The organism is Vibrio pelagius, from assembly GCF_024347575.1.
Classification (GTDB): Bacteria; Pseudomonadota; Gammaproteobacteria; order Enterobacterales; family Vibrionaceae; genus Vibrio; species Vibrio pelagius.
On sequence record NZ_AP025503.1, the window covers coordinates 1,740,730 to 1,765,121 of the forward strand.

General features: G+C 40.4%; 24 protein-coding genes. 6 read left to right on the top strand and 18 right to left on the bottom strand.

The genetic code is table 11. The annotated features are described in order from the left end of the window. Window positions 1-414: 414 nt before the first annotated feature. The 7 genes from otnC to vsple_RS07455 form a co-directional block, all read right to left on the bottom strand. Window positions 415-1,047 (bottom strand): 3-oxo-tetronate 4-phosphate decarboxylase, encoded by a 633-nt coding sequence (gene otnC / locus vsple_RS07425; RefSeq protein WP_261881595.1) that lies wholly within the window; start codon window positions 1,045-1,047, stop codon window positions 415-417. Continuing rightward, window positions 1,044-2,297 (bottom strand): 3-oxo-tetronate kinase, encoded by a 1,254-nt coding sequence (gene otnK / locus vsple_RS07430; protein ID WP_261881596.1) that lies wholly within the window; start codon window positions 2,295-2,297, stop codon window positions 1,044-1,046. Before otnK ends, otnC begins: the two co-directional genes overlap by 4 nt. A gap of 66 nt (window positions 2,298-2,363) precedes the next feature. Further along, entirely contained in the window at window positions 2,364-3,914 is a 1,551-nt protein-coding gene (locus vsple_RS07435) for a tripartite tricarboxylate transporter permease (protein ID WP_261881597.1), read from the bottom strand. A gap of 19 nt (window positions 3,915-3,933) precedes the next feature. Further along, the gene (locus tag vsple_RS07440) at window positions 3,934-4,461 is read right to left on the bottom strand and encodes a tripartite tricarboxylate transporter TctB family protein (protein ID WP_261881598.1); all 528 of its coding nucleotides are present in this window, start codon (window positions 4,459-4,461) and stop codon (window positions 3,934-3,936) included. Between the two features lie 5 nt (window positions 4,462-4,466). Beyond that, the gene (locus vsple_RS07445) at window positions 4,467-5,432 is read right to left on the bottom strand and encodes a Bug family tripartite tricarboxylate transporter substrate binding protein (protein WP_261881599.1); all 966 of its coding nucleotides are present in this window, start codon (window positions 5,430-5,432) and stop codon (window positions 4,467-4,469) included. A gap of 64 nt (window positions 5,433-5,496) precedes the next feature. Beyond that, window positions 5,497-6,570 carry an isocitrate/isopropylmalate dehydrogenase family protein gene (locus vsple_RS07450; RefSeq protein WP_261881600.1) on the bottom strand — a complete coding sequence of 358 codons (1,074 nt, stop codon included), beginning with the start codon at window positions 6,568-6,570 and terminating at the stop codon, window positions 5,497-5,499. A 46-nt stretch (window positions 6,571-6,616) separates the two neighbouring features. Then, window positions 6,617-7,270 carry an aspartate/glutamate racemase family protein gene (locus vsple_RS07455; RefSeq protein WP_261881601.1) on the bottom strand — a complete coding sequence of 218 codons (654 nt, stop codon included), beginning with the start codon at window positions 7,268-7,270 and terminating at the stop codon, window positions 6,617-6,619. A 326-nt stretch (window positions 7,271-7,596) separates the two neighbouring features. Between vsple_RS07455 and vsple_RS07460 the strand changes: the two genes are divergently transcribed. Next, entirely contained in the window at window positions 7,597-8,517 is a 921-nt protein-coding gene (locus vsple_RS07460; protein WP_261881602.1) for a GntR family transcriptional regulator, read from the top strand. A gap of 403 nt (window positions 8,518-8,920) precedes the next feature. Here the strand turns inward: vsple_RS07460 and vsple_RS07465 are convergent, their stop codons facing one another. The 3 genes from vsple_RS07465 to dctP are packed head-to-tail and all read right to left on the bottom strand — an operon-like array spanning window position 8,921 to window position 11,651. Continuing rightward, window positions 8,921-10,195, bottom strand: coding sequence for a TRAP transporter large permease (locus vsple_RS07465; RefSeq protein ID WP_261881603.1), 1,275 nt, complete (start codon window positions 10,193-10,195; stop codon window positions 8,921-8,923). Next, window positions 10,189-10,656 (bottom strand): TRAP transporter small permease, encoded by a 468-nt coding sequence (locus vsple_RS22010; RefSeq protein ID WP_420833776.1) that lies wholly within the window; start codon window positions 10,654-10,656, stop codon window positions 10,189-10,191. The genes vsple_RS07465 and vsple_RS22010 overlap by 7 nt, the downstream gene beginning before the upstream one ends. Before the next feature lie 17 nt (window positions 10,657-10,673). Then, window positions 10,674-11,651, bottom strand: coding sequence for a TRAP transporter substrate-binding protein DctP (dctP, locus tag vsple_RS07470; protein ID WP_261881604.1), 978 nt, complete (start codon window positions 11,649-11,651; stop codon window positions 10,674-10,676). 334 nt (window positions 11,652-11,985) lie between these two features. On the opposite strand from dctP, the gene hisD reads away from it, so the two are divergent. Both hisD and vsple_RS07480 read left to right on the top strand, forming a co-directional pair. Beyond that, window positions 11,986-13,278, top strand: coding sequence for a histidinol dehydrogenase (gene hisD / locus vsple_RS07475; RefSeq protein ID WP_261881605.1), 1,293 nt, complete (start codon window positions 11,986-11,988; stop codon window positions 13,276-13,278). A gap of 149 nt (window positions 13,279-13,427) precedes the next feature. Continuing rightward, complete coding sequence (locus tag vsple_RS07480; RefSeq protein ID WP_261881606.1) at window positions 13,428-14,432, top strand: LacI family DNA-binding transcriptional regulator; 1,005 nt, start codon at window positions 13,428-13,430, stop codon at window positions 14,430-14,432. A 10-nt stretch (window positions 14,433-14,442) separates the two neighbouring features. On the opposite strand, the gene vsple_RS07485 is transcribed toward vsple_RS07480, so the two are convergent. After that, window positions 14,443-14,700: a hypothetical protein gene (locus vsple_RS07485; RefSeq protein WP_261881607.1), complete on the bottom strand. Its 258-nt coding sequence runs from the start codon at window positions 14,698-14,700 to the stop codon at window positions 14,443-14,445. Between the two features lie 196 nt (window positions 14,701-14,896). Here vsple_RS07485 and vsple_RS07490 point away from each other — a divergent pair, with 196 nt between their 5' ends. After that, window positions 14,897-15,010 (top strand): helix-turn-helix domain-containing protein, encoded by a 114-nt coding sequence (locus tag vsple_RS07490; RefSeq protein WP_261883144.1) that lies wholly within the window; start codon window positions 14,897-14,899, stop codon window positions 15,008-15,010. Window positions 15,011-15,443: 433 nt separating this feature from the next. Here the strand turns inward: vsple_RS07490 and vsple_RS07495 are convergent, their stop codons facing one another. The 4 genes from vsple_RS07495 to vsple_RS07510 all read right to left on the bottom strand — a co-directional run bounded on the left by vsple_RS07495 (window position 15,444) and on the right by vsple_RS07510 (window position 20,516). Then, complete coding sequence (locus vsple_RS07495; protein WP_261881608.1) at window positions 15,444-16,958, bottom strand: methyl-accepting chemotaxis protein; 1,515 nt, start codon at window positions 16,956-16,958, stop codon at window positions 15,444-15,446. Between the two features lie 423 nt (window positions 16,959-17,381). After that, window positions 17,382-19,022 (bottom strand): GGDEF domain-containing phosphodiesterase, encoded by a 1,641-nt coding sequence (locus vsple_RS07500; RefSeq protein ID WP_261881609.1) that lies wholly within the window; start codon window positions 19,020-19,022, stop codon window positions 17,382-17,384. A gap of 346 nt (window positions 19,023-19,368) precedes the next feature. Then, window positions 19,369-19,671, bottom strand: a complete 303-nt coding sequence (locus vsple_RS07505; protein WP_261881610.1) for an antibiotic biosynthesis monooxygenase — start codon at window positions 19,669-19,671, stop codon at window positions 19,369-19,371. Window positions 19,672-19,709: 38 nt separating this feature from the next. Next, complete coding sequence (locus vsple_RS07510) at window positions 19,710-20,516, bottom strand: hypothetical protein (RefSeq protein ID WP_261881611.1); 807 nt, start codon at window positions 20,514-20,516, stop codon at window positions 19,710-19,712. A 156-nt stretch (window positions 20,517-20,672) separates the two neighbouring features. Here vsple_RS07510 and vsple_RS07515 point away from each other — a divergent pair, with 156 nt between their 5' ends. Beyond that, window positions 20,673-21,548 carry an EamA family transporter gene (locus vsple_RS07515; RefSeq protein ID WP_261881612.1) on the top strand — a complete coding sequence of 292 codons (876 nt, stop codon included), beginning with the start codon at window positions 20,673-20,675 and terminating at the stop codon, window positions 21,546-21,548. Here vsple_RS07515 and vsple_RS07520 read toward each other — a convergent pair. From vsple_RS07520 to vsple_RS07530, 3 genes are read right to left on the bottom strand one after another with little or no spacing between them, the layout of a single operon-like run. Continuing rightward, window positions 21,517-22,401, bottom strand: coding sequence for a LysR family transcriptional regulator (locus vsple_RS07520; protein WP_261881613.1), 885 nt, complete (start codon window positions 22,399-22,401; stop codon window positions 21,517-21,519). The two genes, vsple_RS07515 and vsple_RS07520, sit on opposite strands and share 32 nt — an antisense overlap. Window positions 22,402-22,419: 18 nt before the next feature. Continuing rightward, entirely contained in the window at window positions 22,420-22,992 is a 573-nt protein-coding gene (locus tag vsple_RS07525) for an O-methyltransferase (RefSeq protein WP_261881614.1), read from the bottom strand. Further along, on the bottom strand, window positions 22,989-23,612 hold the full coding sequence (locus vsple_RS07530) for a DsbA family oxidoreductase (RefSeq protein ID WP_261881615.1): 624 nt from the start codon (window positions 23,610-23,612) through the stop codon (window positions 22,989-22,991). Before vsple_RS07530 ends, vsple_RS07525 begins: the two co-directional genes overlap by 4 nt. Before the next feature lie 144 nt (window positions 23,613-23,756). Here vsple_RS07530 and vsple_RS07535 point away from each other — a divergent pair, with 144 nt between their 5' ends. After that, window positions 23,757-24,371 (top strand): nitroreductase family protein, encoded by a 615-nt coding sequence (locus vsple_RS07535; protein ID WP_261881616.1) that lies wholly within the window; start codon window positions 23,757-23,759, stop codon window positions 24,369-24,371. Window positions 24,372-24,392: the final 21 nt, after the last annotated feature.

The following is a 24,392-nucleotide window of genomic DNA, read 5'->3' on the forward strand; positions in this document are numbered from 1 at the left end:
TAAGTGTCAATATCACTGACAAGGATAACTTCACGCCATAAAGAACACGTTCGATTACAGGAATAAATAGCGGTCCAGTGCCGAACAACACGGCGAGCTCAATCAGGCTCAGATTCACCAGAGCGGAAAAAAGCAGAATTGTGTAAGCGCGATAAACACAGAGCGACGGCTGATGACTAAAGTCTCTCTAAACGAAGGAACGGACGCTTTCACCCATAAAGCCACCACAAGCATAATCGCAGCAGGGATGAATAACCTCACGATCAACAATACATTAATGGGAACGATTCCTTCGAGACACTTGGCGACAAAACCACTCAAAGATAGGCACAGTGTCGATAGAATCATTAACAACAAGGGAGACATATTGTACAAATGTCAAAAAAGAGGCGGTATGACACCGCCCCATAGAAGTTAAACACCTTTATTTCTGAGTATGGAAATATTTTCCTCTGATAAGTAAGACACACTGCTCGATTTGAGGAGAAAATAAAGCTTGGCGGTTTCTTCAAGCTCTTCAGAATTATCTACCGCATCTAACAAATCTTTTCCAGTAACCACCGGGCCATGATTTGCAAGTAAATAAGCGCGGTGGTACGGCGCGAGTCTTGCCAACTCTTCGCCAATACTCTTATCACCCGGGTTTAAATACTTAACAACCGGCAAACTACCGACCCGCATGACAAAGTAAGGAGTGAACGGTCTGATTGCACTATCGCTATTTAAGCCTTCCTGGCATGACAGCGCCGTCAGGTACGTTGAGTGTAAATGGACTATCGCATTCGCTTCTGGACGATGCTTGTACACTTCAATATGAAATGAAACTTCTTTAGACGGTTTGTCCCCTGAGAGGTGCTCGCCATCCAATGTCACAACAGAAAGTCGCTCTGGGTCCAGGCGACCAAACGAAGAGCCTGTAGGTGTCGCCAATATTTTATTCTGGTCTATCTTCACTGAAATATTGCCAGCACCACCCGTTGCGTATCCGCGCTCAAACATTGACTTTGCGAGTGCTACGAGTTGTAAACGTTGTTCATGTTCCGTCATAGTAAAATATCCTGTGCTTCCTTAAAGAAGTTTTCATTGCCAAAATTGCCTGATTTCAAGGCAAGGTTGATATTGTCGTCTAAACTAGATACCCACGGGACTCCCGGGGCAATCTCCACTCCGACCTTAAACTGATTGATCTCTAAGGCCTGAGTCACCGTGCCTGAGGTTTCACCGCCAGCACTGATGAAGTTCTGATAACCTTGCTTATGAAGCCGCACAACCAGTTGGTGAAACAATGCCTCGACCTTGTCTGATGCCCCTGCGCCATGACGACACTGAATGTCCCTCAATTCCTCGCTACCAACAGTCGCGTAAATCATCGGGTAATATCGTTGTCTAGTTTGACTTAGAACCCATTCCTCAATCACATCAGCATAATCTTCATCTTGAACACAGCGGTCGACATCGACTTTATAACTTGCTGCAAGTTTCTGATAAGTAGCCACTTGTTGATTAGTCATCACAGAGCATGAACCAGACAGCACAACACCTGTATTTTTGCTTTTTGGAGCACGCCAACCTGTATCTTTCTCTAAAAGATCCCTTCCCTGCAACCCCGCCAAGGCTCCAGCGAGACCAGAGCCGCCAGTCACCAAATGATGATCCTTACAAAGCTGAGCGATGACGTCCAAATCGTTGTCATTCAGAGCGTCACTAACGATAAATGTGTACCCTTGCGTAGACAGAGACTCAAGGACAGACGATGCATGTTTTTCACCTTCCTGTATGCTTTGCCAACTGAGCAACCCCGTCTTTTGACCCGTTTGCAGAGTCATTAAACGCATGAGATTTGAATCAGTCATGGGCGTAATAGGGTGATTCTTCATCCCAGATTCATTCAAGAGATCTTGATAAACGAACAGATTTCCCTGATAAACGGTTCGCCCGTTTATTGGTAAGGCAGGGCAAAGGATGGTGCTTTTCACACCTAATCTCTTCATCAATGCTTGTGTGACAGGGCCGATATTACCTTCTGCTGTACTGTCAAATGTCGAACAATATTTAAAGTAGATTTGCTTACAGCCCTGATTCAAAAGCCAATCACATGCCTGCAATGACTGTGATATAGCCAATGCTTTATCGCATGAACGTGTTTTCAAACTGACTACAATTGCTTCTGTTTTAGGAAGCGGCTGACTAATGGCCTCTACTCCCGATACTTGTATAACAGACAAACCACTTTTAACCATGAAACTTGCGGCATCTGTGGCACCAGTAAAATCATCGGCAATTAATCCGATTTTCATTGTTCTCTCCTGGTTCATGTTTTGAGTAGTGATAGGCAGTGAGCTACCCCACGGCCTATAAATGCATTACTTAGTAGCAGGTTCACAATGTGCTGAGGCGGCTTTCTTTGCCTTCGCACGCTTGTATGCTTTTAACCCCATAGAAATAGCCACAGATATAAACATGACAAGAGTTAAAACAAGAGATATCGGACGCTCAACAAAAATCGATAAACTGCCCTGACTAATAATGAGAGACTGCAAGAAATTACTTTCAGCCATCCCACCTAATACCAAAGCAAGTACTGTAGCAGCAGGCGAATAGCCATAGACTTTCATTCCAAAGCCAATAATCCCCATAATCAACAACATGGATGTTTCAATAATGCTGTTGTTCATTGCATATGCGCCAACGACACATAAAATCACAATGACAGGTACGACTAGGCGATAAGGTACATCTAGAAACTTCACGAAGATAGGAATAGCAACAATACTCAAGGCTACCAAGATCATATTGCCCATATACATGCTAGCCACTAATCCCCAAACAAGATCTGGATTAGTATCTATCAACATCGGTCCAGGTTGTAATCCCCACATCATTAGAGCACCAAGAAGTACGGCCGTTGCTCCAGAGCCAGGAATCCCTAGTGAAATCAATGGAACCATAGCCCCAGCGGATGCCGCGTTATTAGCGGTTTCAGGAGCAACTAAGCCACGCATTTCGCCTTTACCAAATTTCTCTGGTTCTTTAGCGACTTTCTTTTCAACCGAATAAGCAAGAATGGAACCTATTGTTGCACCTGAACCAGGAAGGACACCCGCAACAAAACCTATCACAGAGCCTCGGAGGAATGTCCATTTTGACTCGATATAGTCTTTTGCTGTTGGCCAGAAATCTTTTGAACGGAAGCTAAACTCTAGTCTTTCATTTGAACGTTTGTGCTGCCCAGTGTAAATACAATGAAGTAATTCACCAATCCCAAAGAGACCAATAGCTACTGGGACAAAATAAATACCTCCAATCAACTCTGGAGAACCAAACGTATACCTTTGAGCGCCACTAACAGAATCAACACCAATGACAGAAATGACAAAACCAAACAATGCAGAGATAACACCATTTAATCGATTTTCGCCCATCATCGTCGTCAGAAGCAGCATACCCAACATAATGATGAGAAAATATTCCGACGGCCCAAACTGGGACGCAAAATCGGCAAGGATCGGTGCGAAGCCACAAATTAATATGACCCCAAGCGTGCCGCCTATAAAAGATGCAATGGCTTGCATTACAAGTGCAGGCCCAGCACGCCCATTTTGCGCCAGTGGATAACCATCGAGCGTGGATGCCACGGTAGCCGACTCTCCGGGTGTATTAATCAAAATAGAGGTAATCGTTCCACCATACATAGAGCCATAATAGATCCCCGATAACATGATAATGGCTGTCGTTGGATCTAAGCCAAAAGTCATTGGAATTAGGATGGCAATTCCTGCGGCAGGACCAAATCCAGGAAAGAGTCCAACCACCATACCAACTAAAGCACCGATAAGTAGGAACAATATATTGGTTGTGGTAAATGCTACCGATAATCCATAAGAAAGGTTACTGAATAATTCGCTAATAAACATAATGATACATCTCCATCGATTAATTGAATGCTCTTAGCAAGCCATCAGGCAACCCTGCTTGTAACCAAACATCAAAAAGTAGGTAAACCGATGCAGGAAAAACAATCGAATAAACAATATTCTGTAAAATCTTCCCTTGATTGAAAAAACTTAGAAAAGCTAGACAGAACAAAACCATAGATAAAATTGCACCTAAACTATTCAAGGTAAAAATAAGCAGACTTAAACAAACGACCGCTACCATTGCATCTTTTGCATAGTGCGAGTTGTGACCTTTACGCACAATCTCATTTAATTCTCGATCTGCCTTCAGCTTTTGTACAATTTTGAAGTCTTTAACAACATTAATAGAAGTTGCAATGATTAACATGACACCAATAATTAGCGGGAAATAACCTGGCCCCGGCCTATCACTAATGTCATATAAATCAAGCGTTGCCATTCCATATGCAACGAAGGCAACAGAAAATACTAGCGTTGCAACAGAAAATAAAAATCGCATAATCATTCCTATACAAGCGATAACTCTCGTTACCGCTTTGCCCATAGCTTTTACTTAATAGCACCAATCTGGGTTAGCACTCGTTTAAAATCCGAGTTGGTATGAGCTAGATTTTTTTCAAAGTCATCGCCCCAAACGGTATTTCCAGAAAGACTGTTCGTTGTTAAATAAGTTTTCCACTCTTCAGTAGCGACTACTTTCTTTAACGTCTCCACCCACCAATTCTGAATATCGGAATGCACACCTTTTGGCATCACAACCCCTCTAGGCAAGGCAAACGCAAAATCGTAACCTTGTTCTTTAAAAGTGGGTACATCGATATAAACCGTACTACGTTGCTCTTCTGAGTATGCTAGAGGGCGGAAGTTACCTGCTTTAATTTGTCCAGACACTTCAGATGGGTTAGCAACAATAGCATCAACACTATGTGATGTAAGAGAAGTAACCATCCCGCCACCATCCTGAGATGGTACATAGTCAAATGTAAAACCTGCCTTTTCAGCGAACAAACTAGCGACAACACGCTCAGGTCCAGCTGCTCCAGTTCCGCCCATAACTACACGATTTTTCTTAGCATATTCGACAAAGTCTTGTGCTGTTTCAAACTCTGAGTCAGCTCTTACAACCAAAAACATTGCATCCTGAGCCAATAGACCGATCGGTGTAAAATCTTCGTACGTCCAACCTGTGTTTGAAATCAACGGCGTGCCTAAAAAGTTTCCGCTGGTTGATGTAAGGTGGTAAGGGTTCCCTTGTTGCTGCGCAACGTAATTAAAACCAACCGCACCACTACCGCCAGCTAAGTTATCAACACGAATATTTTTAGGGTAGAAATCATATTTCTTCAAAATTTCAACAACCGTTCGTGACATAAGATCGTTACCACCGCCGGGACCAAAGGCGATGGTGTAATTCAGACGTTCTTTTGGATAATCCAGATCTTCAGCAAAGCTTGGTGCCGTTGCCAGAACGGATAGAGTCAATGGCAGAATCGTTAAGCGTTTAAGTAATGACATGTTATATTCCTTATAATGTAGGGTAAGTCGCTATACTTCTTTGATGTCCTAAGTCCTTGTTTTTTTAGTTTGTCTTGATAATTTCAGCAACAATATTACTGAATGCTTGGCATCCCAGCGAACCACCAAGATCAGGTGTTCGATAAGATGGATTTTCTAGGGCTGCATCAACCGCAGAGATGATGGCTTGAGACGCAGATACAAAATCAGAGCGTTCATGTTTTTGTCCCATCCAGTCAATGAGCATCGCAACCGATAGAATCATCGAAACCGGGTTGGCAATATCTTTCCCTGCAATATCAGGCGCTGAGCCATGTTGAGCCTGAGCACAACAAATTTCATCATTAGCCATTACTGAGCCTGCAAGCCCGAGGCTTCCGGATAACTCACTAGCAAGATCACTGATGATGTCACCATAGAAGTTGGTCGCAACCAGTACATCAAAGCGCTCCGGGCTACGGACTAAATGCGCGGTGGACGCATCAACCAGTAGATCGTCCAACTCGACTTCTGGGTACTCTTTGGCTACATCACGAACAGCTTCTAAAAACAGACCATCTGTCATGTGGAAACTGTTCGCTTTGTGAATAGCGGTCACTTTTTTACGGCGGGTCATCGCTAGATCAAACGCTTTACGTGCAATACGTTCACTACAATGGCGAGTAATTTTACGAATAGACAGAGCCATATCAGGTGAAGGTTTTACTTCGCCCCAACCTTCTGTCATGTTGCGATCTGGGTAGAAGCCTTCGGTCGCTTCTCGCATGATGACTAAGTCGATAGATTTCCCTTCACTCATGTTGGTAGGAAGAAACGAACGTGAACGAGCTGGACGAACGTTTGCATAGAGATCCAAACCGATTCTAAAACCAGCAGATACGTTGCGTCCCCCCTGTTCTGGTTTAGGATAATCTGCATGTGACTGTGTACCTAAAATAATGCCGTCATACGATTTGGCTTTTTCTAGTACTTCTTGTCGCAACGTTGTTCCATATTTATTCAGGCTTTCAAAGCCAACATGTTCATAGTCTAACGTCAGATCTAACCCAAACTTTTGGTCGACTGCGTTAAGCACATTGATAGATGCGTTGACGATTTCTGGGCCGATACCATCCCCTGGTAAAACGATAAATTTCATAGTGTTCCTCTATTCGATCGTGGGTTGTTATTAAAAAAATGGAGCATTAGCCTTCCAGTAAAGATTTCAAATGAAGCACCGCACAGTGCGGGCTAGATAAGACTGGCTTTCCTGTTGCTTTTTCCAATTCAGTTTTGGCATACGAAGATGAGAAGTGCGCCAGCATATAGGCAGGCTCATTCGGCAGTGCTTTAGCCGCTTCAACCACTAATTGGTTGTGCGTACCAACATCTCCATGACTTAGTGCTATGCGTGATTCTGGTACGCAGACACAGGTTAATTCAGCAGCAATACCTTGGGCTTGGGCCTCTAGGTAGTACTCTCTTTCCATACCTTCCATCGCTGGAGCAAAAGAGCCGATCATAGATATGGGAGATTTCAAGCTTAGGGCCTGCTTAAACATCGCTTCGTTTGGCTTCAGAACAGGAGTTGAGGTTTTCAATGCGACTTGTTCTATTGCGTCACCAAATGCAGAGCACGTGAACATGATTGCATCAGTACCTGTTTGCTCGGCCATCTCGGTAAGAGCAGCGATCCGACGATATAACGCTGGTGTAATGTGTTCAGATTTAGCACGTTCAATACTTAACGACTGATCCCACAAATGTACCAGCTGAGCTTCAGGCCACAGTTCTACGAAGGCTTTCTTTATCGGCTCAATTGCGATGTCTACAGCGTGAATTAGGGTAATTGTTTTCATATTTCATAATTGTATTTTGTAATCACTAAAAACATTCTTATTTTAAACACTAAATTTGTCAACAAGATGTTAAAAACAAAAAACAAACCCTAAATGAACAGGATACATAGCCAGCAATCAATAATAATTCTTATTTATCAATAATTTAAATCAAAATTTCATGTGACAAACCAATGTGTTAAACCAAAAGAACTGTAAGATTGTTTTTTGTAGTTGTTAAATACATCACAATTTCCCCCACAGTTCATATCAACCCATCATTGGCATTCACAAAATACAATTTATGAAGGATAATGATTAGGACTTGTATAAAAAGAGTGATCTGGATGACTACGTCAACAAAAGATAAAAAGAAGGATTCAGCACTTTTGTTAGCCAACAAAGTGCTTAGCGAAATAGCAAAAGAAGGCTTAGCTATTGGCACACATGTAAAAGAAGTCGAATTTTCAAATAGACTTAAAGTTTCAAGAACACCAATCAGGAATGCATTTTCGCATTTAGAAAAAGAGGGTTTTCTAGTAAAGAGGCCTAATCAAGGATATTTTCTCGCAGAATCTGCTGATGCCAAGTCATTGCCAGACTTAGAGATTTTTACCCCAGAGGCATCACCTCTCAGCCCACTTTGTTACCAGATAGGTCAGGATTATCTAAGTGGAAAGTTGACAAAAAGTTTTACTGAAAATGAATTGATGGCCCGTTATGAACACAGTCGGAAGATCATTCAAGAAGCCCTAATTACCATGGAAAAAGAAGGCTGGATGAGCCGCAATCTTGGCTATGGCTGGGAGTTTAACGAGTTTATCTCCTCGCCAAAAGCATATGCACAGAGCTACCGATTCCGTCAGTTAATCGAAACACAGGCATTAAGAGAGACTGATTTCTTTGTCAATGCCACTAAAATACAAATGTTACGTATGTCACAAATTGAAATCCTCAATAACAATAACAAACTGGTTTCCGCTGGCGACATGTTTAATGCAGGAGTCTTATTCCATGAAACTTTAGTCTCAATGTCTGGCAATATTTTTCTGCTTGATTCATTAAAACGAATAAACCGATTACGTCGTTTGATTGAATATAACGTCAATACAAAAAGAGCGATCCCTAGGAAAGAATGCGAAGAGCACTTAACGCTATTGACGTTGGTTGAAAATGGTCAGATGGAGGAAGCTGCAGCATTCTTAGAAAAACATTTAGGTCGTACTGCGGCGGAGAAAGAAAGTATTGCAGCCGAGTTGTTTGGATGAATCTATATTTGGACGTTGTTAGGCACATCTTGGCTACCTCCGATAACAACCGCTACTTTTTAAACTTCTATGTTTACCTTTTGGTTGTCGCACCTAATTTCGGATAACTTTGGGTAGGGCAAACTCGTATTGAATAGATATAAACAATTTTCAGCACTGAATCACAATGGGGCAAAGGCGAGTTACGACAGTCACTGAAACGGGAAACGTCTTTGGGCATTTCTGTTTTAGCGAAAAGGCTCATTTAGAAAAGGATGAATTATTAAAAGTATGGAAAAGTCACTTACGTGAGTGTGCAGTATCATTGGATCAGGTCACTATAGGAACTTACTTATACCGTAAGCCAAGAACTTAGTAAGATTACAGGGTTAACCTAACCCTGTAATCTTACTAAGTGGAAATCCTACCCAAAAAGAAATTGTGGTAATGCCAGTGTAAGTGATGGAAATACATTCACTAGCACTAGTACAATGAGCAATGGGGGAACGAAGAACGCTGTATATTTAGCCACGTCAGTGACACTGGTGTTTGATACCCCACTTAGAACATACAATACCGTACCAAATGGCGGAGTGAGGGTGCCGATAATGAGGTTAAGAACGATGATAATGCCCAACTGAACAGGATCCATACCAAAACCTAGCACCATGATTGGGTAGATGATAGGGACTAACAAATTTATCGCTGCTACGGTTTCCAAGAACAAGCCAACTGTCAGAAGCAGAATGTTCAAAAACAGAAGTACCATCCAAAATGAGTCCACACCTCCCAGAACAAATTCAGACATTGTTTGAGGGATCTGCTTTGTCGTTAATATCCAGGCAAACAGCGTGGCAGAAGCAATAATCAACAAAACTTGACCGGATGTTTTTGTTGAAACGACAATACATTCAACAAATGATTTGAATGAAAACTCTCCGTAGAAAATAGTTAAGCACAGCGCATAAATACAAGCGATTGCTGCCGATTCCGTTGGACTGAACGCGCCGGTAAATATCCCTCCAAGAATAATAAAAGGGGTCATTAATGAAGGAAACGCTCTTTTTAAGGCTTCCCAAATCTCACTTCTACTTGCCCTTCTTTCACTCGGACACTTCAAGCTGTCTGAAAAGACATAAATCATAATCATCAATGACAAAGCCATCATAAGCCCTGGAACGACACCCGCGGCAAACAATTTCTCAATTGATTGCGACGCAACTATCGCGTAGATGATTATCGACATGCTAGGTGGAATTATCGGACCTATGATAGATGATGCAGCAGTTACTCCAATACTAACTTTTTCACCATATCCACTAGAACGCATCGCCTTGATTGTGGTCGCTCCAAGTCCACCCGCATCAGCAACAGCGGCCCCTGACATGCCAGAAAAAATTACGCTAGAAAAGACATTCACATGTGCAAGACCGCCCTTAATGTGACGAACACAAACAGAGGCAAACTCAAATATTCGAACAGTTATGCCCCCTGTGTTCATTAAATTCCCAGCTAGGATAAAAAATGGTATTGCGATAAATGTAAACGAATTAACCCCTGAAACCATTCGCTGAAGTGCGGTAGTTTCCGATAACATTGGATCGATAAGCACGATAGCCAAACTTGCGAAGGTAACACTGAACGCAACCGGCACACCCAATACAACCAAGATCAATAAGGTAATGAACCCAATCAACATGCGTCTTTTTCCTTATATAAGTTTATCAATGAACTAACAACAATGAGGGCTCCGGTAATCGGCATCACCGCATATAGGTATGATTGACTTACCTCCAATGATGGGCTTGAGAAAAATCTCATTTTATAAGCAAATTCATACCCATAGTACGTAAGGAACACTCCCACGCTTATCGTCGAGAGGTAACGAATACCATTTAGTACTAGATAGACTCGGCGATTACCACTCCTTACAACCTTTTTCCACACATTATCAATGGCAATGTGCTGCCCACGAAGGAAAAGAGAAACTCCTGTCATGAAGGTCACCCACACTAGCAGATAACGACAAAGCTCAATTGCCCACTCCAGAGAAACTTGAAAAACCTCCCTCGCTACAATATTCACCGACATAACCATAAACAGTATCAGGAATAAGGAAGCACAAAAGTACTCGTCAAATCTATTTAGTAAATGCATCATTTACCCTCACTGGCCAATTAAAGTTGCTGGATAATGGTGTACAAGTCGCCGTACTTCTTCCAATAACCTGCATAATCATCAGACATTGACTTTGTCTTAACTTGGAATGCTTCACGATCTGTCTCAGTAATATTCACACCTTGGCTTTTCATGAACGTTAAAGCCTCATTGTCAGCATCAACCACTTTGCGAGCAGTTTCTTGCGCGGAGCGTTCAAACTCATTTAACACAACCTGACGGTCATCACCACTCAACATAGAAAGAGATGAATCGTTAACTGCAAAGTGAACCGCAGTAATAACATGACCTGTGAGACTCAGTTCATTCCCAACTTCATAGAATTTCATTGTCTGTATCGAACCAAGCGGGTTTTCTAAACCATCAACCATATTTTGGCGCATAGCAAGGTACGCCTCCGTGTAGGGTACTGGTGTCGGCTTGCTTCCCATCGCTTTGGCGTAAGCAACAGTTATAGATTGCTCTGGTACTCGTAATTTAAACGATCCCATATCTTCAGGAGATTGAACCGGTTTACTACCAATTACATGACGTACACCCCATGAACTAGATCCCAACAAGTGAACATTAAACTGCTCTTTGAAATCATCAAACATCTGTTTTGCAACGTCACTCGCGAAGAAGCGCATTAGGTGGTCAGTATCTTTGAAGATGTATGGCATCTCGGTAATCACCATCGGCTTAAATACATTTCCCAACTGACCCGAACTTATTTCGGCGATGTCGACCCCCCCAGTAATTACCTGCTCTAACAACTCTTGCTCTGATCCTAAAGTGCCATTCGAGAAAATCTCAATCTTCACCCGCCCCTGAGTTTCACTATTCACTCTTTCAGCTATCTCTACCGCACTGTCATGCCAAGGATGCGATGAGTCATAGATATGACCTAGCTTAAGAACTGTCTGTGCAGCGCTCGTGAATGGAAACGCCAGTATGAGGGTTAAACCCATTGTTTTTATTTTTTTAAGGTGACGCATATCTTCTTCTCCTTGTTAAAATTTTCTTTCAAGTCCTAACTTCACATCAGAGCTTCTCGCTGATGGCCGCAAAAGCCAAACTCTCATTCACTGAATACATATTCAGCGGAACCGATAACTTAGTAAATAACTTAAATCACAACTGTGATCACCTTCAAATTACAATTAATCAACATTCCTGCAACGATTTTAACTCGATCAGATCACACTTTTGCGAATGAAAGGTATAATTTTCACTCAACAACTGGTTAATTACTGAATACGTATACAGCACGGTGATTTTCATCATTGTGCTTGGTTTAGATATTCAAAAAAGATGAACAGGCAGGACAATATGATCAATTATGTAAAGAATGGCATTGACGTTGAAGTAGCGAAAAATAACGATGAGAGTGTAAGAACTACGGTTGAAAACATTCTTTCACGAATAGAGAGTGAAGGAGACGCAGTTGTCAAAGAGCTGTCTGAGAAATTCGATAACTGGAGCCCAGAGCAGTTCAGACTGACTGATGAGCAAATTCAAGCATGTGTAGATGACCTAACCGAGCAAGAAAAAGAAGACATAGAATTTGCACAAGCTCAGGTTCGTCGCTTTGCAGAAATTCAAAAAGACTCCCTAAAAGATGTCGAAGAAGAAACATTGCCGGGAGTGTTTCTTGGACATAAACACATCCCCGTTAACAGTGCTGGATGCTACATTCCTGGCGGGAAGTATCCACTAGTCGCGTCTGCGCACATGAGTGTACTTACTGCTAAGGTCGCAGGAGTTAAACGTGTGATTGCGTGCGCCCCCCCTTTCAATGGAAAGCCGAACACTTACGTAGTAGCAGCAATGGCAATGGCAGGAGCTGATGAAATATATTGTATGGGCGGGGTTCAAGCCGTGGGTGCGATGGCCATTGGTACAGAAACCATTGATCCCGTCGACATCATTGTCGGTCCTGGCAACGCCTTTGTAGCGGAGGCCAAACGACAACTCTTTGGTCGCGTAGGTATCGACCTATTTGCTGGCCCAACAGAGACCGTGGTCATAGCCGATGAAATTGGTTGCGACCCTGAACTTGCAGCTGCGGACTTACTCGGTCAAGCGGAACACGGTTACAACTCTCCGTCTGTATTGTTAACCAACTCTCAGAAATTTGCAGAGGAAACCATTAAAGAGATTGAGAGGCAACTCAAGATTTTACCGACAGCCGAAGTCGCATCGAAGGCATGGGCGGATTATGGTCAAGTTATTGTCTGCGATACCTATGATGAAATGGTACAGGTCGCCGATGAACTTGCTTTTGAACACGTACAAGTAATGACGAAAGATCCGAAGTATTTCCTAGACAATATGACCAACTTTGGCGCTCTATTCCTAGGCAAAGAGACGAACGTATCTTATGGCGACAAAGTTATTGGTACTAACCACACACTTCCGACGAATAAAGCAGCTCGTTACACTGGTGGTCTTTGGGTCGGTAAATTCATTAAAACGTGTACATATCAACGTGTGAGCGAAGCAGCCTCATTGAGAATTGGAGAATACTGTTCGCGTCTTTGTGCGCTTGAAGGGTTTGCGGGACACAAAGAACAAGCAGATATTCGCGTTCGCCGATATAAGGTAACCGAAGAGCAAGCGTAGACGATACATTCAAAACTCGTCTTTACATGAGCCTCCCCTAAAAAGGAGGCTTAAATGACTACGGAGTTATCAAATAAGAATGTTGTGCATTGTTGCTGACTCTGTGCCGCGCTTATACTATTGTAGAGAAAATTAAAAATAGAAAATCAATGATGGAAAGAAATAGGAAAGCAAACTCCAAGGATGTAGCGAAGCTAGCAGGAGTATCTCAAGCCTCCGTATCTCGAGCTTTCACTCCAGGTAGTCAAATATCCAAAGCTAACAAAGAAAAAATTCTACAGGCAGCTAAACAGCTTAATTACGTTCCAAATGCAATGGCTCGAGCATTAATCTCCAGTCACTCTAATTGTATTGCCATTGTTCAGCCTATATCTAAGAACCCATACTTCTACGCCAAAGTACTACAGAAGTTGCTTGAACTTCTACAAGCAGAAAACCAACGTGTTGTTATTTTCAGCCAAGATGATAAAAATGTGGACGAAATCCTACCTCTAATAGATCAGTATCAGATAGACGGCGTAATTATGGCAAGCGCAACTGTGGATGCAAAACTCATCAATCAGTATGTCAATCGTGGTATCGAGTTTAGTTTTATAAATCGTTCTGTTCCCAATGTATATGCAAGCTCAGTATGTACAGATAATTTTCAATCAACAAAAGAACTAATTACCTATCTTGAATCCAAAGGGCACAAACGATTCGCATGCATAGCTGGCGATAGGAATGCCTCAACAACGATCAGCCGTGTAGAGGGATATCTATCGCAACTATCAGAGCTAGAGCTTAAGAACATCGGCGTGATATACGATGACTTTTCAGTGGAAGCAGGTTACCGCGGTTTGTTAGAGCTTATTGAGACTCAACGAGAAAGACCAGACGTAGTGATATGCGGTAATGACGAACTTGCCATTGGGGCAATCAATGCTATCAAAGAATGTACGGAACTCAACATCCCAAACGATATTGCGGTTACGGGATTTGATGATATCGAGGCAGCTAAATGGCCTCCATACAGCCTCACCACCGTCGAACAACCGATAGATCAGTTGTGTGAAGTCACTGTGTCGGACCTGCTTGAACGAATTCGAACTCCAGACAAACAACCTATCAACAAATCTATAAGAGGGACGCTAATTAAACGAGAGTCTGCCTAAATCGGGTGAGTTATGGGTGTACTAATTCAGACCTGATCTGACAAATTCTCCCCGAAGCCATTGGGATATAGTGCATATTTCTTGTAGCGGATTGATACAAATCCGCTTCTATGGCTTCCCAAATGTAAAGAATTTTTCTACCATTGAAGGGTCGAATGTAGTGCTTACCTTCGATGAATATAGAGTCTCGCAGTGACGAATTAATGTAGTTGGCGCTAAATTTGATACGCTCTGCGAGTTCTCTAGCCGTTAAGAGGGTTTGGTTCATGCGACCTCCTTCTTGTCCCCTGAAAAGATACATCATTCACTTTAGCTTATTAGCATCCCCTATCAAGATACAAATGGTGCATAATTTTGACTATCCGTTATAAGCTTAAAGAACTCATTGAATTAAAAGAAAAAATTGAAGGAAAAAAATCTCTCAGGCAGCAATTGCTAGAGAGATTGGAGTTCAAAGGTCTGCGATATACAAGCTGGTTACAAGCAAGGACTATGTAACAACGACAACTACGTTGAATGCTTTGTGTGCCTATTTTAACTGTAAAATTGAAGATATAGTTGAATATGTGCCTGATTAAGTATAACCCGTTAAAAAATAACAGTGGTCAGAGTATGACCCGGTGTGTGTTTGCATCGTATGATGCCGCGACTTAAATTGACTGGAATGCACAAAAGTCGCGGGAGGAAGAGTATAGCGATTCTTTTTAATAAGACCCTTATACAGAGCAACCATTTAACTTAGAGAAATATAGATAACATTTTGCATGATAAAATCACGCTATTAAGCTCCTAACCTAAGTAATGAAGCTCGACACATACTGCATAAAAATCACTCTACAACAATAGTTTGTACCTTAATAACTAACTCAACTTGTGCTTCCAAACTTAGATATCATGCTCTTTAGCTCTCCATTCATTTTCGTCAATTTACAAGTTTCATTGGTTAGTTCCGAGCTTGATTCCTTAACTTTTATCAACATATTCTCTATGCCATTGACCTGCTCTTCAATATCAAATGCCAATGCCTCTTGCTTTTGACTGGCTAGGGCTGTTTTGCTGCTTGCTGCTTGCTGCTTTTATCTTAGCTACAAGCTCAACAATATTTAATAGACTATTTTGAACATTCTCCGCATTCTCGACACTGTTTTTACTTTTGTCGTTTGTAGTCTTCATTGATTGGTACATTTTACGATTACCATCAATTAGAGACTGCATAGCGTGCTCGATTTCTATGGTGCTAGCCTTAGTCCGGGTAGCTAAATCTCTTACTTCGCCAGCAACAACAGAAAACCCACGCCCATGCTCTCCTGCTCTAGCCGCTTCAATAGCGGCATTAAGTGCTAATAAGTTGGTTTGATCTGCTATCTCATTAATTACATACAATATATTAACAACATTTTCAGATTCGCTTTTTATCTTTTCAGATATACTCATCGATGTTTCTACTTCATGGATTAGTTCAGTAATACTACCAGCAGAAACATGGATCAATTTAGACGCTTCCTCTCCTTGATGATCAGCTATTGAAATTAAATCAGAAGTGCCACTCATATTCTCTGAAACCTCTTTTGAAGATATTGTTATATCTTCTATGTGTACTTTGATCTTGTCGCTTTCAAGTATATAACCATCAATCAAAACCTCAATATTCTCTATCTGCGCTTTGTAGTGATCAACCTTGTTACTTAGCTCAGTTGAAAACTCATCTAGGTTATATATCATTAATGAAAGATTGCTTATGAATAAATTAAAAGATTCAGCAATACTACCTACTTCATCGTTACTCTTAATGTCAATCCTATACTCTAGATCAGGATTATCAGATGCCAGAGATGAAAAATTATCCTTTAGATCAATTAGAGACTTGAGAGTTCTTGACATAATTAAGAAAATGGTAATAGCGACAATAACCGCACATATCATCGTCAAAGCAATTGAAATTTTTGTTTTATAGATTAGCTCTTCTCGACGCATAGATGAATATCTCAGTACTGCTTCTTCTATATCGTCGACATATACACCAGTGCTAACAATCCAATCGAATTTTTCCACATATTTAGAAAATGCTATTTTCTCGAACTCTTGGTTATGACCAGGCTTATGCCAGTAGAAATAACTAAAACCATCTCCATATAAAGTAGAATCTATTATATCTTTAACTACAAAATTACCTTTTACATCTTTAAACTCTATAATATCACTACCAACTAATTCTTTGTTATTGCCATTAAAAACACTGACTCCGGTCGTATCCACTCCAAAGAAGTAATTGTCACCTTCATATTTTATTGATTCAAGATATTTTCTCACTGTGTTAATGTCACTTTCATTTTCTATAGAAGATATAGCAACATCTAAAATATCTACTAGCTCTTTCTTTCTTATTTCTATAAGCTCATCCCTATAGCTATCAACAAACTTATCCAAATTATCTTCGGAAAGATAAAATTCAATCACCATTATAATAGCAGAGACTAATATCAATGATAATGTACTTATACAAACTACTTTACTTTTTATTTTCATACAAGATCCTATTAATCATATAGAGTAAAACTAACTTTAGCTAAGCTTATATAGACAATATCAATATAAAACCACATCGAACACAAAAAACAATCAAACAACTTCATAAATGAAAATATATAGCTTGACAATTAGACTATATGTTTAATATAGCTATAAATAAAAAGAACATGGACTAAAAAACAGTAAATTAACTATTTACTATCTAGTTATAGAAATTAAAACAAGAGTGTTGTAAATTCAGCACGCTCCCCAAGAACCTGTTACTAAAAGCCAAAAGCTCTCCGCTTACAGTTAACTATGCGGAGAATGCACTATGGTAAATTGCACAACACTGAGATACAAATGGTATAATCTCTTGAAGAGGCTGAAATAGAAAGAAAGCTCACTTTAAACGTGACCCAACACACCCATTTGCTCTCGTCACTCTAAGGCATTCATCTCTAGCCATGCTTGCGGTGAGCAAGGCCTATGCAAGAAATACCCCTGAAGATACGATACGCCAACCTCTGTTAGTGTCTTAAACATTTCCGACGTCTCTATTCCCTCTGCGACAAGCGTTATGTTGTATGTATTCCCAAATTCGTACAAATGCGCAATGAGTTTTAAACATGCTTCACGCCTCATCGCTTCGTTAATTAATACTTTATCTAGTTTGACTTGATACAAAGGAAGTCGGAATAAACTAGTAATCGCGCTCATTCCGGCACCAAAATCATCGAGTGATAATTTAAAACCATGAGTGTGAAGTACATCGAGAGTCTTTATGATCATCGGATTTTCATCAAGCAAATAGGACTCGGTAACCTCGAGCACAATACGAGTTGAATCAATACCAAAGCGAGCAACAACCTCACAGACATCCTCGATAAAGCCAGTAGTAAGCAATTGATGCGCCGACACATTTACATTAACCAAAGGTCTCACATGGTGCTTAGCATCGAACATGACCAGATATTGGCAAGCGTGCTCTAGAACTAGCAAACCCAATGCATGTATATGCCCTAACCGCTCGGCGATGGGAATAAATTCTGCGGGTGAAATCGAGCCCAGCTCAGGGTGCTCCCACCGAGCTAACGCCTCAAAACTTATCAGTTCTCCAGTTGATGCTTCGACAATAGGTTGCAGTGCTATAGTAATTTGGCGCATTTTAACAGCGGATTCTAAAGCGTCATGAATTGCAAAGTATCTATCAATACTGCGCTGCGACTCTCCAGTGTAGGTAATAGGCGAACTGATAGCTCGGGAATACTCAGACAAGTCAAATATATGCTGCAAAGGAGCTGTGACGCTTAGGGCACAAACTGGGATCGCACCAAGACCTAATCTACTTGTAAGTATCGAGTTACTCTTGCGAACTTGATGAAATACCGATTCAATTTTGTTCAACAACTGAAGAGACTCCTCTGAGTTAATTTCTTGCTCCATCGTGACAACAAACACATCCGCACTAATTCGATACAAACCGTACTTCATTTGCAGAACGTCATCTAATGTCGATACAAGTGCCGAGGAAAGGTGTCCAATTGCTTCATATCCAACTTGCCGTTGAAGCTGTTGCAGTTGAGCTAGACAACATACTAGAACCCAACTTTTCTCATTCAGACTTGGAAATTTTTCTAAGAACTTGTGCCGGTTAAACAATCCAGTTTCACTGTCGTGAGTAGCCATATGAGTCAGGTACTGGTTCAGCAATACCTCTTCAGATACATTTTTATGTGACCCCACCATGGCAAGTCCACCTTGGTATCTTACTCTCACACCAGTCGCTTCAACCCATAGGTAACGTCCAGATATATTTTTAACTCGATACCGCGTGGTCACTCGTGCAAACGATAATTCTTGTTGATGACTGTCCACTTCTTGCTGTAACCTTTCCCTATCTTCAGGGTGAACCAACCCTAACCAATCATCTAACGTTGAATCTTCCATTAATAGTGGAAACTGCTGGTAGAATGAGTGGTTGTAAAACTGAACCACATTGTCATCACTCATAAACCAAAGCCCTTCGCCTGCAGTATCAAAAAGGCTGAGCAATACCTTTGGTAAAGTCTGCTTATTCATATCATTCCCTATATTGCAAAGTGTGCTCCATCACGCCTCTAAAAATTACGCCCCACAATTCAAGTCGACCAAGCTCAGTACTGCTTACGAACAAAATGCGATACAGTCGTTCTAACATCCCAAGAGCTATTCTTTAACTCGCTTATAAAGATCTCTTTCGGATGAGGATAACAATCAGCTACGACCGAATTTGAACATGAGGTTCAATAAACTAATTCTTTAAGTAATAATATTTTCTAATATTTAGGTAAACCCACTTAGATATATTCAGAGTTCAATAAATATAGAGAGCTCCCAAATCGTGAACTCTCTATTTAAAAACATAACAGAAAAAAATTTATATTTTCTACTTTAATATATCATCACATACTTTTAGTTCTCTTAACACTGAAGAACTAACTAGGTATTTTTTCATTTCTAGCAATGTACTTGGCTGTAAGTCACGAAATAACTCTGTAGTCTCAGCCCAAAGATCTCTATCAGGCCATTGAGCGTAAGCTACGTACGTATTCGCCACCCCAGTTGTATGTAGCCTTGAACCAAGGCTTCCCCTCGTTTGGTACACATACTCTGTATGCTCAATCCAAGCTTCCCTGAATTTTTTATCCGTACCTTCGTCGATCACGAACTCATAGACAACGGTAAACATACTACCTCCTAATATACTTTTTGATTCAAATAAGAAATCTAAAATTTTAAGGTTTTATTTAGCAGCACAGGAACATCACTTGTAAAGTCGATCCAAGGGTTTCCATTTAGCGTTCCTGGCCAACTGATGCTCGGTTCTTCATATCGCATGATAAACTGCTCTGGGCCATGCGCATGAGCCACTACAAGGCCATAATCAGCATCGAAAAAGCCACCATGTGATACAAGTCCAGGGTAAGAAATTCGCCAAGCTTTGCTATCCAAATCGACGTAGCCAAGGGTTAGCTTACCAACAACCCCATCATCAAGTACAAAAAACCAAGTCCAATGTCCTCCTGAAATAATTGTCATAACCTCATCAATACCCTCACCTTTCTCTGAACTATTTACATGGAGCTTTCCAAATTTATGCTGGAGATAATGCTTAATGTCTTCTGACATAGACATCATGTCGTAGACCTTTGGGTAAGGGGCTACATCTGGCTCTGAGGTAGACAAGTATCCACCTCTATGAACAGCTGGTTTCCTGCCGGCCAATTCAATTTGTTCAAGTAATTGAGCTCGATTCAGTGAAAAAGCTTGAATTAGAAGTTTCTTTTCATCTGAATTGAGTTCCTTTCCCTTAGACTTTTCAATAATTGGTTGTACTTTTTTGGGAATACTCACTTGTGTGACTTTGACACCAACGCGCTCTAAGTAACTATTGACATTCTTTACTCCTTGAACAGACGATCTCCCGTCACTAAAAGATAGTTCCAGCATACCTTTTGTTTCGGGCGAGCCCGCTAGAGAACTAGTCGAAAGAATAACTAATGACAATGAAACAATGATTTTTCTAAATAGCATAATCAGCCTCCAATTTTATTTACATTTCTATCTTAATTCATCATTTCAAAAAAAATAATAACACTTTAGTAAACTATCAATTCACTATTTTTATATTGAAATAGATAGATAGCTATCAATAATAACTTAGTAAATTTTTACTTTTAGAGGCTAGCTATGTTTACATTAATATTTACAACCGCTTTAGCTCCAATTATTTGGGGCACTACTTACTATTTAACTACCGAGTTCCTCCCACCAAACCAACCCTTTTTGGCATCGGCTATTAGGTGTTTACCTGCTGGGTTAGTACTACTCATTTTATTTCGAGAAAAAGTCGATATGGTAACGCTAAAAAGACTATTCATACTATCAATGTTGAATATAGCTCTATTCCAGAGCATGCTTTTTATTTCAGCTTACACTCTGCCAGGAGGTGTCGCCTCCCTAATTACTTCTCTACAACCTGCAATAATAATCTTTCTAGCATTTATATTTAAAGGCGAGACTCTTGAGAGCAGAAAAAAACTCATGCTCATAACTGCTTTTATAGGAATGTGCTGTATTTTCTTAACACCTCAAACGCAACTAAATACCATAGGCGTTTTAGCAGCGTTTATAGGTGCATTATCTATGTCATTTGGTACATTTTTCTCAAGAGAGTGGCCAACTCAAATCAACATTTATGCATTTACAGGCTATCAGTTGACGTTTGGGGGTATTGTTCTACTTTTAGCCTCCCCATTCTTTGATATATACCCCGACAGCGTTGAACTAAAAAACATATATGGGTATGGATATTTAGTAGTATTTGGTGCAATTATTTCTTATTCATTATGGTTTAATGGAATAAAAAAATTACCCTTAGAAATTGTCACCCCATTAGGTTTTTTAAGTCCAATTACAGCAATAATTCTCGGTTGGTTGGCACTAGAACAGTCTATGAGTTTAGCTCAAGGCTTTGGTATATTGTTAGTCTTAATCTCACTTTATGGACTAGTCTCATCAGGTAAAAATAAACTCAAGATAAACGCTCAACAAGAAAATCAATAAAACTGCGAACTAATTTTGATTTTGCTCTACTACTCGGATAAACAGCATATAAATAATGTTCTTCAGGGTACCAATCAGGAAGCACCTCTATTAATTGACCATTTTTTAACATTGACCGAACATAGAGCTCTGGAGTTAGAATAATCCCTTTACCGAGCTGGCAGGCTTTTACTAAAGCTAAACTGTTGTTAACCATATAGTGTGAACTTGCCAGCTCAACTTCTTCCGTTTCATCTCCCCGACTAAATTTCCATTTGTTAACTGTAGCTAAGCTATATATTAGGCATTGGTGGCTCTTGACATCCAATGGGCTCAATATCGGTGCATGACTTTGAATATACTTAGGGGAGGCACATAAAACACGCTTCAACTTCAATAGCTTTCTTGACCTAAGTGTAGAGTCAGTTAGTGTACCACTACCTCTAATTGCAACATCTGCTCCTTGAGCGATTAGGTCTTGCTGTTGGTCATCCATGATAACCTCGATCGCCACCGATGGATAAAGCTCAGAGAACTCACATATAAGTTCATTCAACAGGACTAAACTTAAAGATAAAGGAGCGCCGATTTTTAACTTTCCTACAATGTGATCTCGATTAAAAAAAAGCGACTGTTCAGCATTTGAGATAGTGTCTAAAGCCAAACAGACCTCTTTGTAATACTCTAAGCCGGCCTCTGTAACAAACAGTTTTCTAGTCGTACGATTTATCAGTGGAGTATCTAGAAACACCTCTAACTCATTCATATTTTTCGTCACTGCTGCTTTCGAAAGCTTTAAGTCAGTAGCAGCGGCTTGAAAGCTACCAAGTTCAACTATGCGCCTAAAGACAGTAAGAGCTCTAACTTTATCCATACCCACCCCCTTAGTCATTTAATACTTATATACCAAGAACTCTCCTTTACCTACATTTAGCGTGAAAGAAAGTAGCCTTTTATCTTCTTCCACCATGCAAGTAAATGGCTTAAGCTCCTCCTCATGAGATATCGCATTGTCACAAACCAACAATCCACCACACCTCAAACTCGCTATCAAGCTATCGTAGTAATCTGGATACTCCAATCTATTGGCGTCCAAAAATATCATGTCGAACAATTCATTATTGGACTCTAGATAGTTTTGGACAGTACCGACAACACTAGTTACTTTATTCTCAAATCCAACTTTTCTTATATGAGACATTGACTCTTTGGCTTTGCTAGACTGCTTTTCGATCGTTATCAACTTACCTTTTTCAGGTAAATTTTTGGCCAACCATAATGTAGAATACCCGTTAGATGTACCAATTTCTAAAACTTTACTAGGCTTAATAATACAAACCATCATATCGAGAAATACTCCTGTATCTTTAGTTATGTTAAGATATTTATTCTCTTTAACAGTTTCATAGCCATCATTCTCTAAACCTATACGCTCCAAAAGTTCCATATAACTGTAGAAGTTCATAGCACCTCCAAGTCAGATAACATTTTCATTAATACAGGTAATTTAGTCGTCGATCGAATGACATGTTCATTATTTACAACCAATGTCGGGATAGACTTCACCCCGTAATTAAATGCCATTAAAGCATCTTTACTTAGTTCGTTATTTACTTGTTCAGAGTTCATCAACTCAATGAAATTTTTCTCGTCATATTTTTGGCTATTAATGGCTTCTTTTATAACATTTATATCACTTACGTTTTTAGAATCTTGGAGATGAAATCTTTGCAAGGTATCGAACATATCCCAATGAGCCGTTTGTCCACCTAATATTTCAGCAGTCTTAGTCGCTTTCGCGGCCAACATACCATTGGGATAATTGAAACTTGATTCACGCATACCATCAATATTAAACCTTTCTGGTTTTCCTTCAAATGCCATGCAGGATTCCCAATGTTGTAATACTTGCTCTTTTGCAGCTTCTAACGAACCCCATCTTGCGATCATTTCTTGATCGTTTTTTTGCAAGATAAAATTCCTATGAACCACTTCTACATTATATTTCAGGTTCAACTCTCTTAGAATTGGAGATTGTATATAACACCACCCACACACTACGTCATGGAAGAATTCAACTTTCATTTATGTTACCTCTCAAAATTAAAACAAAAACACTATATAACAGAAATCTGTATCCATTTATGAATTGACAGTTAACTAACAGTGAACAATCTATTTGATATGCTTTAGATGCGGAATAAAGCAACTAACTTACAGGTGAAGAAAATGAAAGACGCACTAGAATTGATTGTTGATCGTAAGACAACCGGAATATACGATCCAGATGTTGTGATATCAAACTCAGACGTCAAAGAGATTGCCAACTATGCATTTCAAAGCCCATCAGCTTTCAACTTGCAAAATTGGTATATCCTTGCCGTACACTCTCAATCCGCTAAAGAGAAATTATGTGAAGCAGCATATGGGCAACCGCAGACTAAAGATGCTGCAGTAACATATGTCGTTTGTGGTGATAGCGAAGGGTATAAAAATTTAGAAAGAATTCTGCAAAGTGATGTCAATGAACAAATCATACCAGATTCTATCAAAGACGCATGGGTTGGCATGGCTGCACAAAGCCACGAAAACAGTGAAATACTACGTAGAGACGAAGCGATCCGCTCTGCATCTCTACTAGCAATGAGTTTGATTTATGCAGCTGAAGCCAAGGGGTACGATACGGGTAGTGTCGGAGGCTTCGATCCTGAAATGGTTAAGCGCTCATTCAATCTAAGTGATTCACTAATCCCAACCATTTTAATTACTGTAGGAAAAGCGGCAGAGGGTAACTGGCAGAAGAAGACCAGAAGACCCACTGAAGAAGTTCTTACAATTGCATAAACTTTGGGGGATGACTTTTCA

Excerpts from the sequence above, each read along its gene's own strand:
- vsple_RS07530 (WP_261881615.1), bottom strand. The coding sequence starts at position 23,612 with ATGAAAGTTGAATTCTTCCATGACGTAGTGTGTGGGTGGTGTTATATA.
- vsple_RS07480 (WP_261881606.1), top strand. The coding sequence starts at position 13,428 with ATGATGGAAAGAAATAGGAAAGCAAACTCCAAGGATGTAGCGAAGCTA.
- otnC (WP_261881595.1), bottom strand. The coding sequence starts at position 1,047 with ATGACGGAACATGAACAACGTTTACAACTCGTAGCACTCGCAAAGTCA.
- vsple_RS07485 (WP_261881607.1), bottom strand. The coding sequence starts at position 14,700 with ATGAACCAAACCCTCTTAACGGCTAGAGAACTCGCAGAGCGTATCAAA.
- vsple_RS07450 (WP_261881600.1), bottom strand. The coding sequence starts at position 6,570 with ATGAAATTTATCGTTTTACCAGGGGATGGTATCGGCCCAGAAATCGTC.
- vsple_RS07455 (WP_261881601.1), bottom strand. The coding sequence starts at position 7,270 with ATGAAAACAATTACCCTAATTCACGCTGTAGACATCGCAATTGAGCCG.
- vsple_RS07510 (WP_261881611.1), bottom strand. The coding sequence starts at position 20,516 with ATGCTATTTAGAAAAATCATTGTTTCATTGTCATTAGTTATTCTTTCG.
- vsple_RS07460 (WP_261881602.1), top strand. The coding sequence starts at position 7,597 with ATGACTACGTCAACAAAAGATAAAAAGAAGGATTCAGCACTTTTGTTA.
- vsple_RS07500 (WP_261881609.1), bottom strand. The coding sequence starts at position 19,022 with ATGAATAAGCAGACTTTACCAAAGGTATTGCTCAGCCTTTTTGATACT.
- vsple_RS22010 (WP_420833776.1), bottom strand. The coding sequence starts at position 10,656 with ATGATGCATTTACTAAATAGATTTGACGAGTACTTTTGTGCTTCCTTA.
- otnK (WP_261881596.1), bottom strand. The coding sequence starts at position 2,297 with ATGAAAATCGGATTAATTGCCGATGATTTTACTGGTGCCACAGATGCC.
- vsple_RS07435 (WP_261881597.1), bottom strand. The coding sequence starts at position 3,914 with ATGTTTATTAGCGAATTATTCAGTAACCTTTCTTATGGATTATCGGTA.
- vsple_RS07520 (WP_261881613.1), bottom strand. The coding sequence starts at position 22,401 with ATGGATAAAGTTAGAGCTCTTACTGTCTTTAGGCGCATAGTTGAACTT.
- vsple_RS07445 (WP_261881599.1), bottom strand. The coding sequence starts at position 5,432 with ATGTCATTACTTAAACGCTTAACGATTCTGCCATTGACTCTATCCGTT.
- vsple_RS07465 (WP_261881603.1), bottom strand. The coding sequence starts at position 10,195 with ATGTTGATTGGGTTCATTACCTTATTGATCTTGGTTGTATTGGGTGTG.
- vsple_RS07525 (WP_261881614.1), bottom strand. The coding sequence starts at position 22,992 with ATGAACTTCTACAGTTATATGGAACTTTTGGAGCGTATAGGTTTAGAG.
- vsple_RS07505 (WP_261881610.1), bottom strand. The coding sequence starts at position 19,671 with ATGTTTACCGTTGTCTATGAGTTCGTGATCGACGAAGGTACGGATAAA.
- vsple_RS07535 (WP_261881616.1), top strand. The coding sequence starts at position 23,757 with ATGAAAGACGCACTAGAATTGATTGTTGATCGTAAGACAACCGGAATA.
- hisD (WP_261881605.1), top strand. The coding sequence starts at position 11,986 with ATGATCAATTATGTAAAGAATGGCATTGACGTTGAAGTAGCGAAAAAT.
- vsple_RS07440 (WP_261881598.1), bottom strand. The coding sequence starts at position 4,461 with ATGGGCAAAGCGGTAACGAGAGTTATCGCTTGTATAGGAATGATTATG.
- vsple_RS07495 (WP_261881608.1), bottom strand. The coding sequence starts at position 16,958 with ATGAAAATAAAAAGTAAAGTAGTTTGTATAAGTACATTATCATTGATA.
- dctP (WP_261881604.1), bottom strand. The coding sequence starts at position 11,651 with ATGCGTCACCTTAAAAAAATAAAAACAATGGGTTTAACCCTCATACTG.
- vsple_RS07515 (WP_261881612.1), top strand. The coding sequence starts at position 20,673 with ATGTTTACATTAATATTTACAACCGCTTTAGCTCCAATTATTTGGGGC.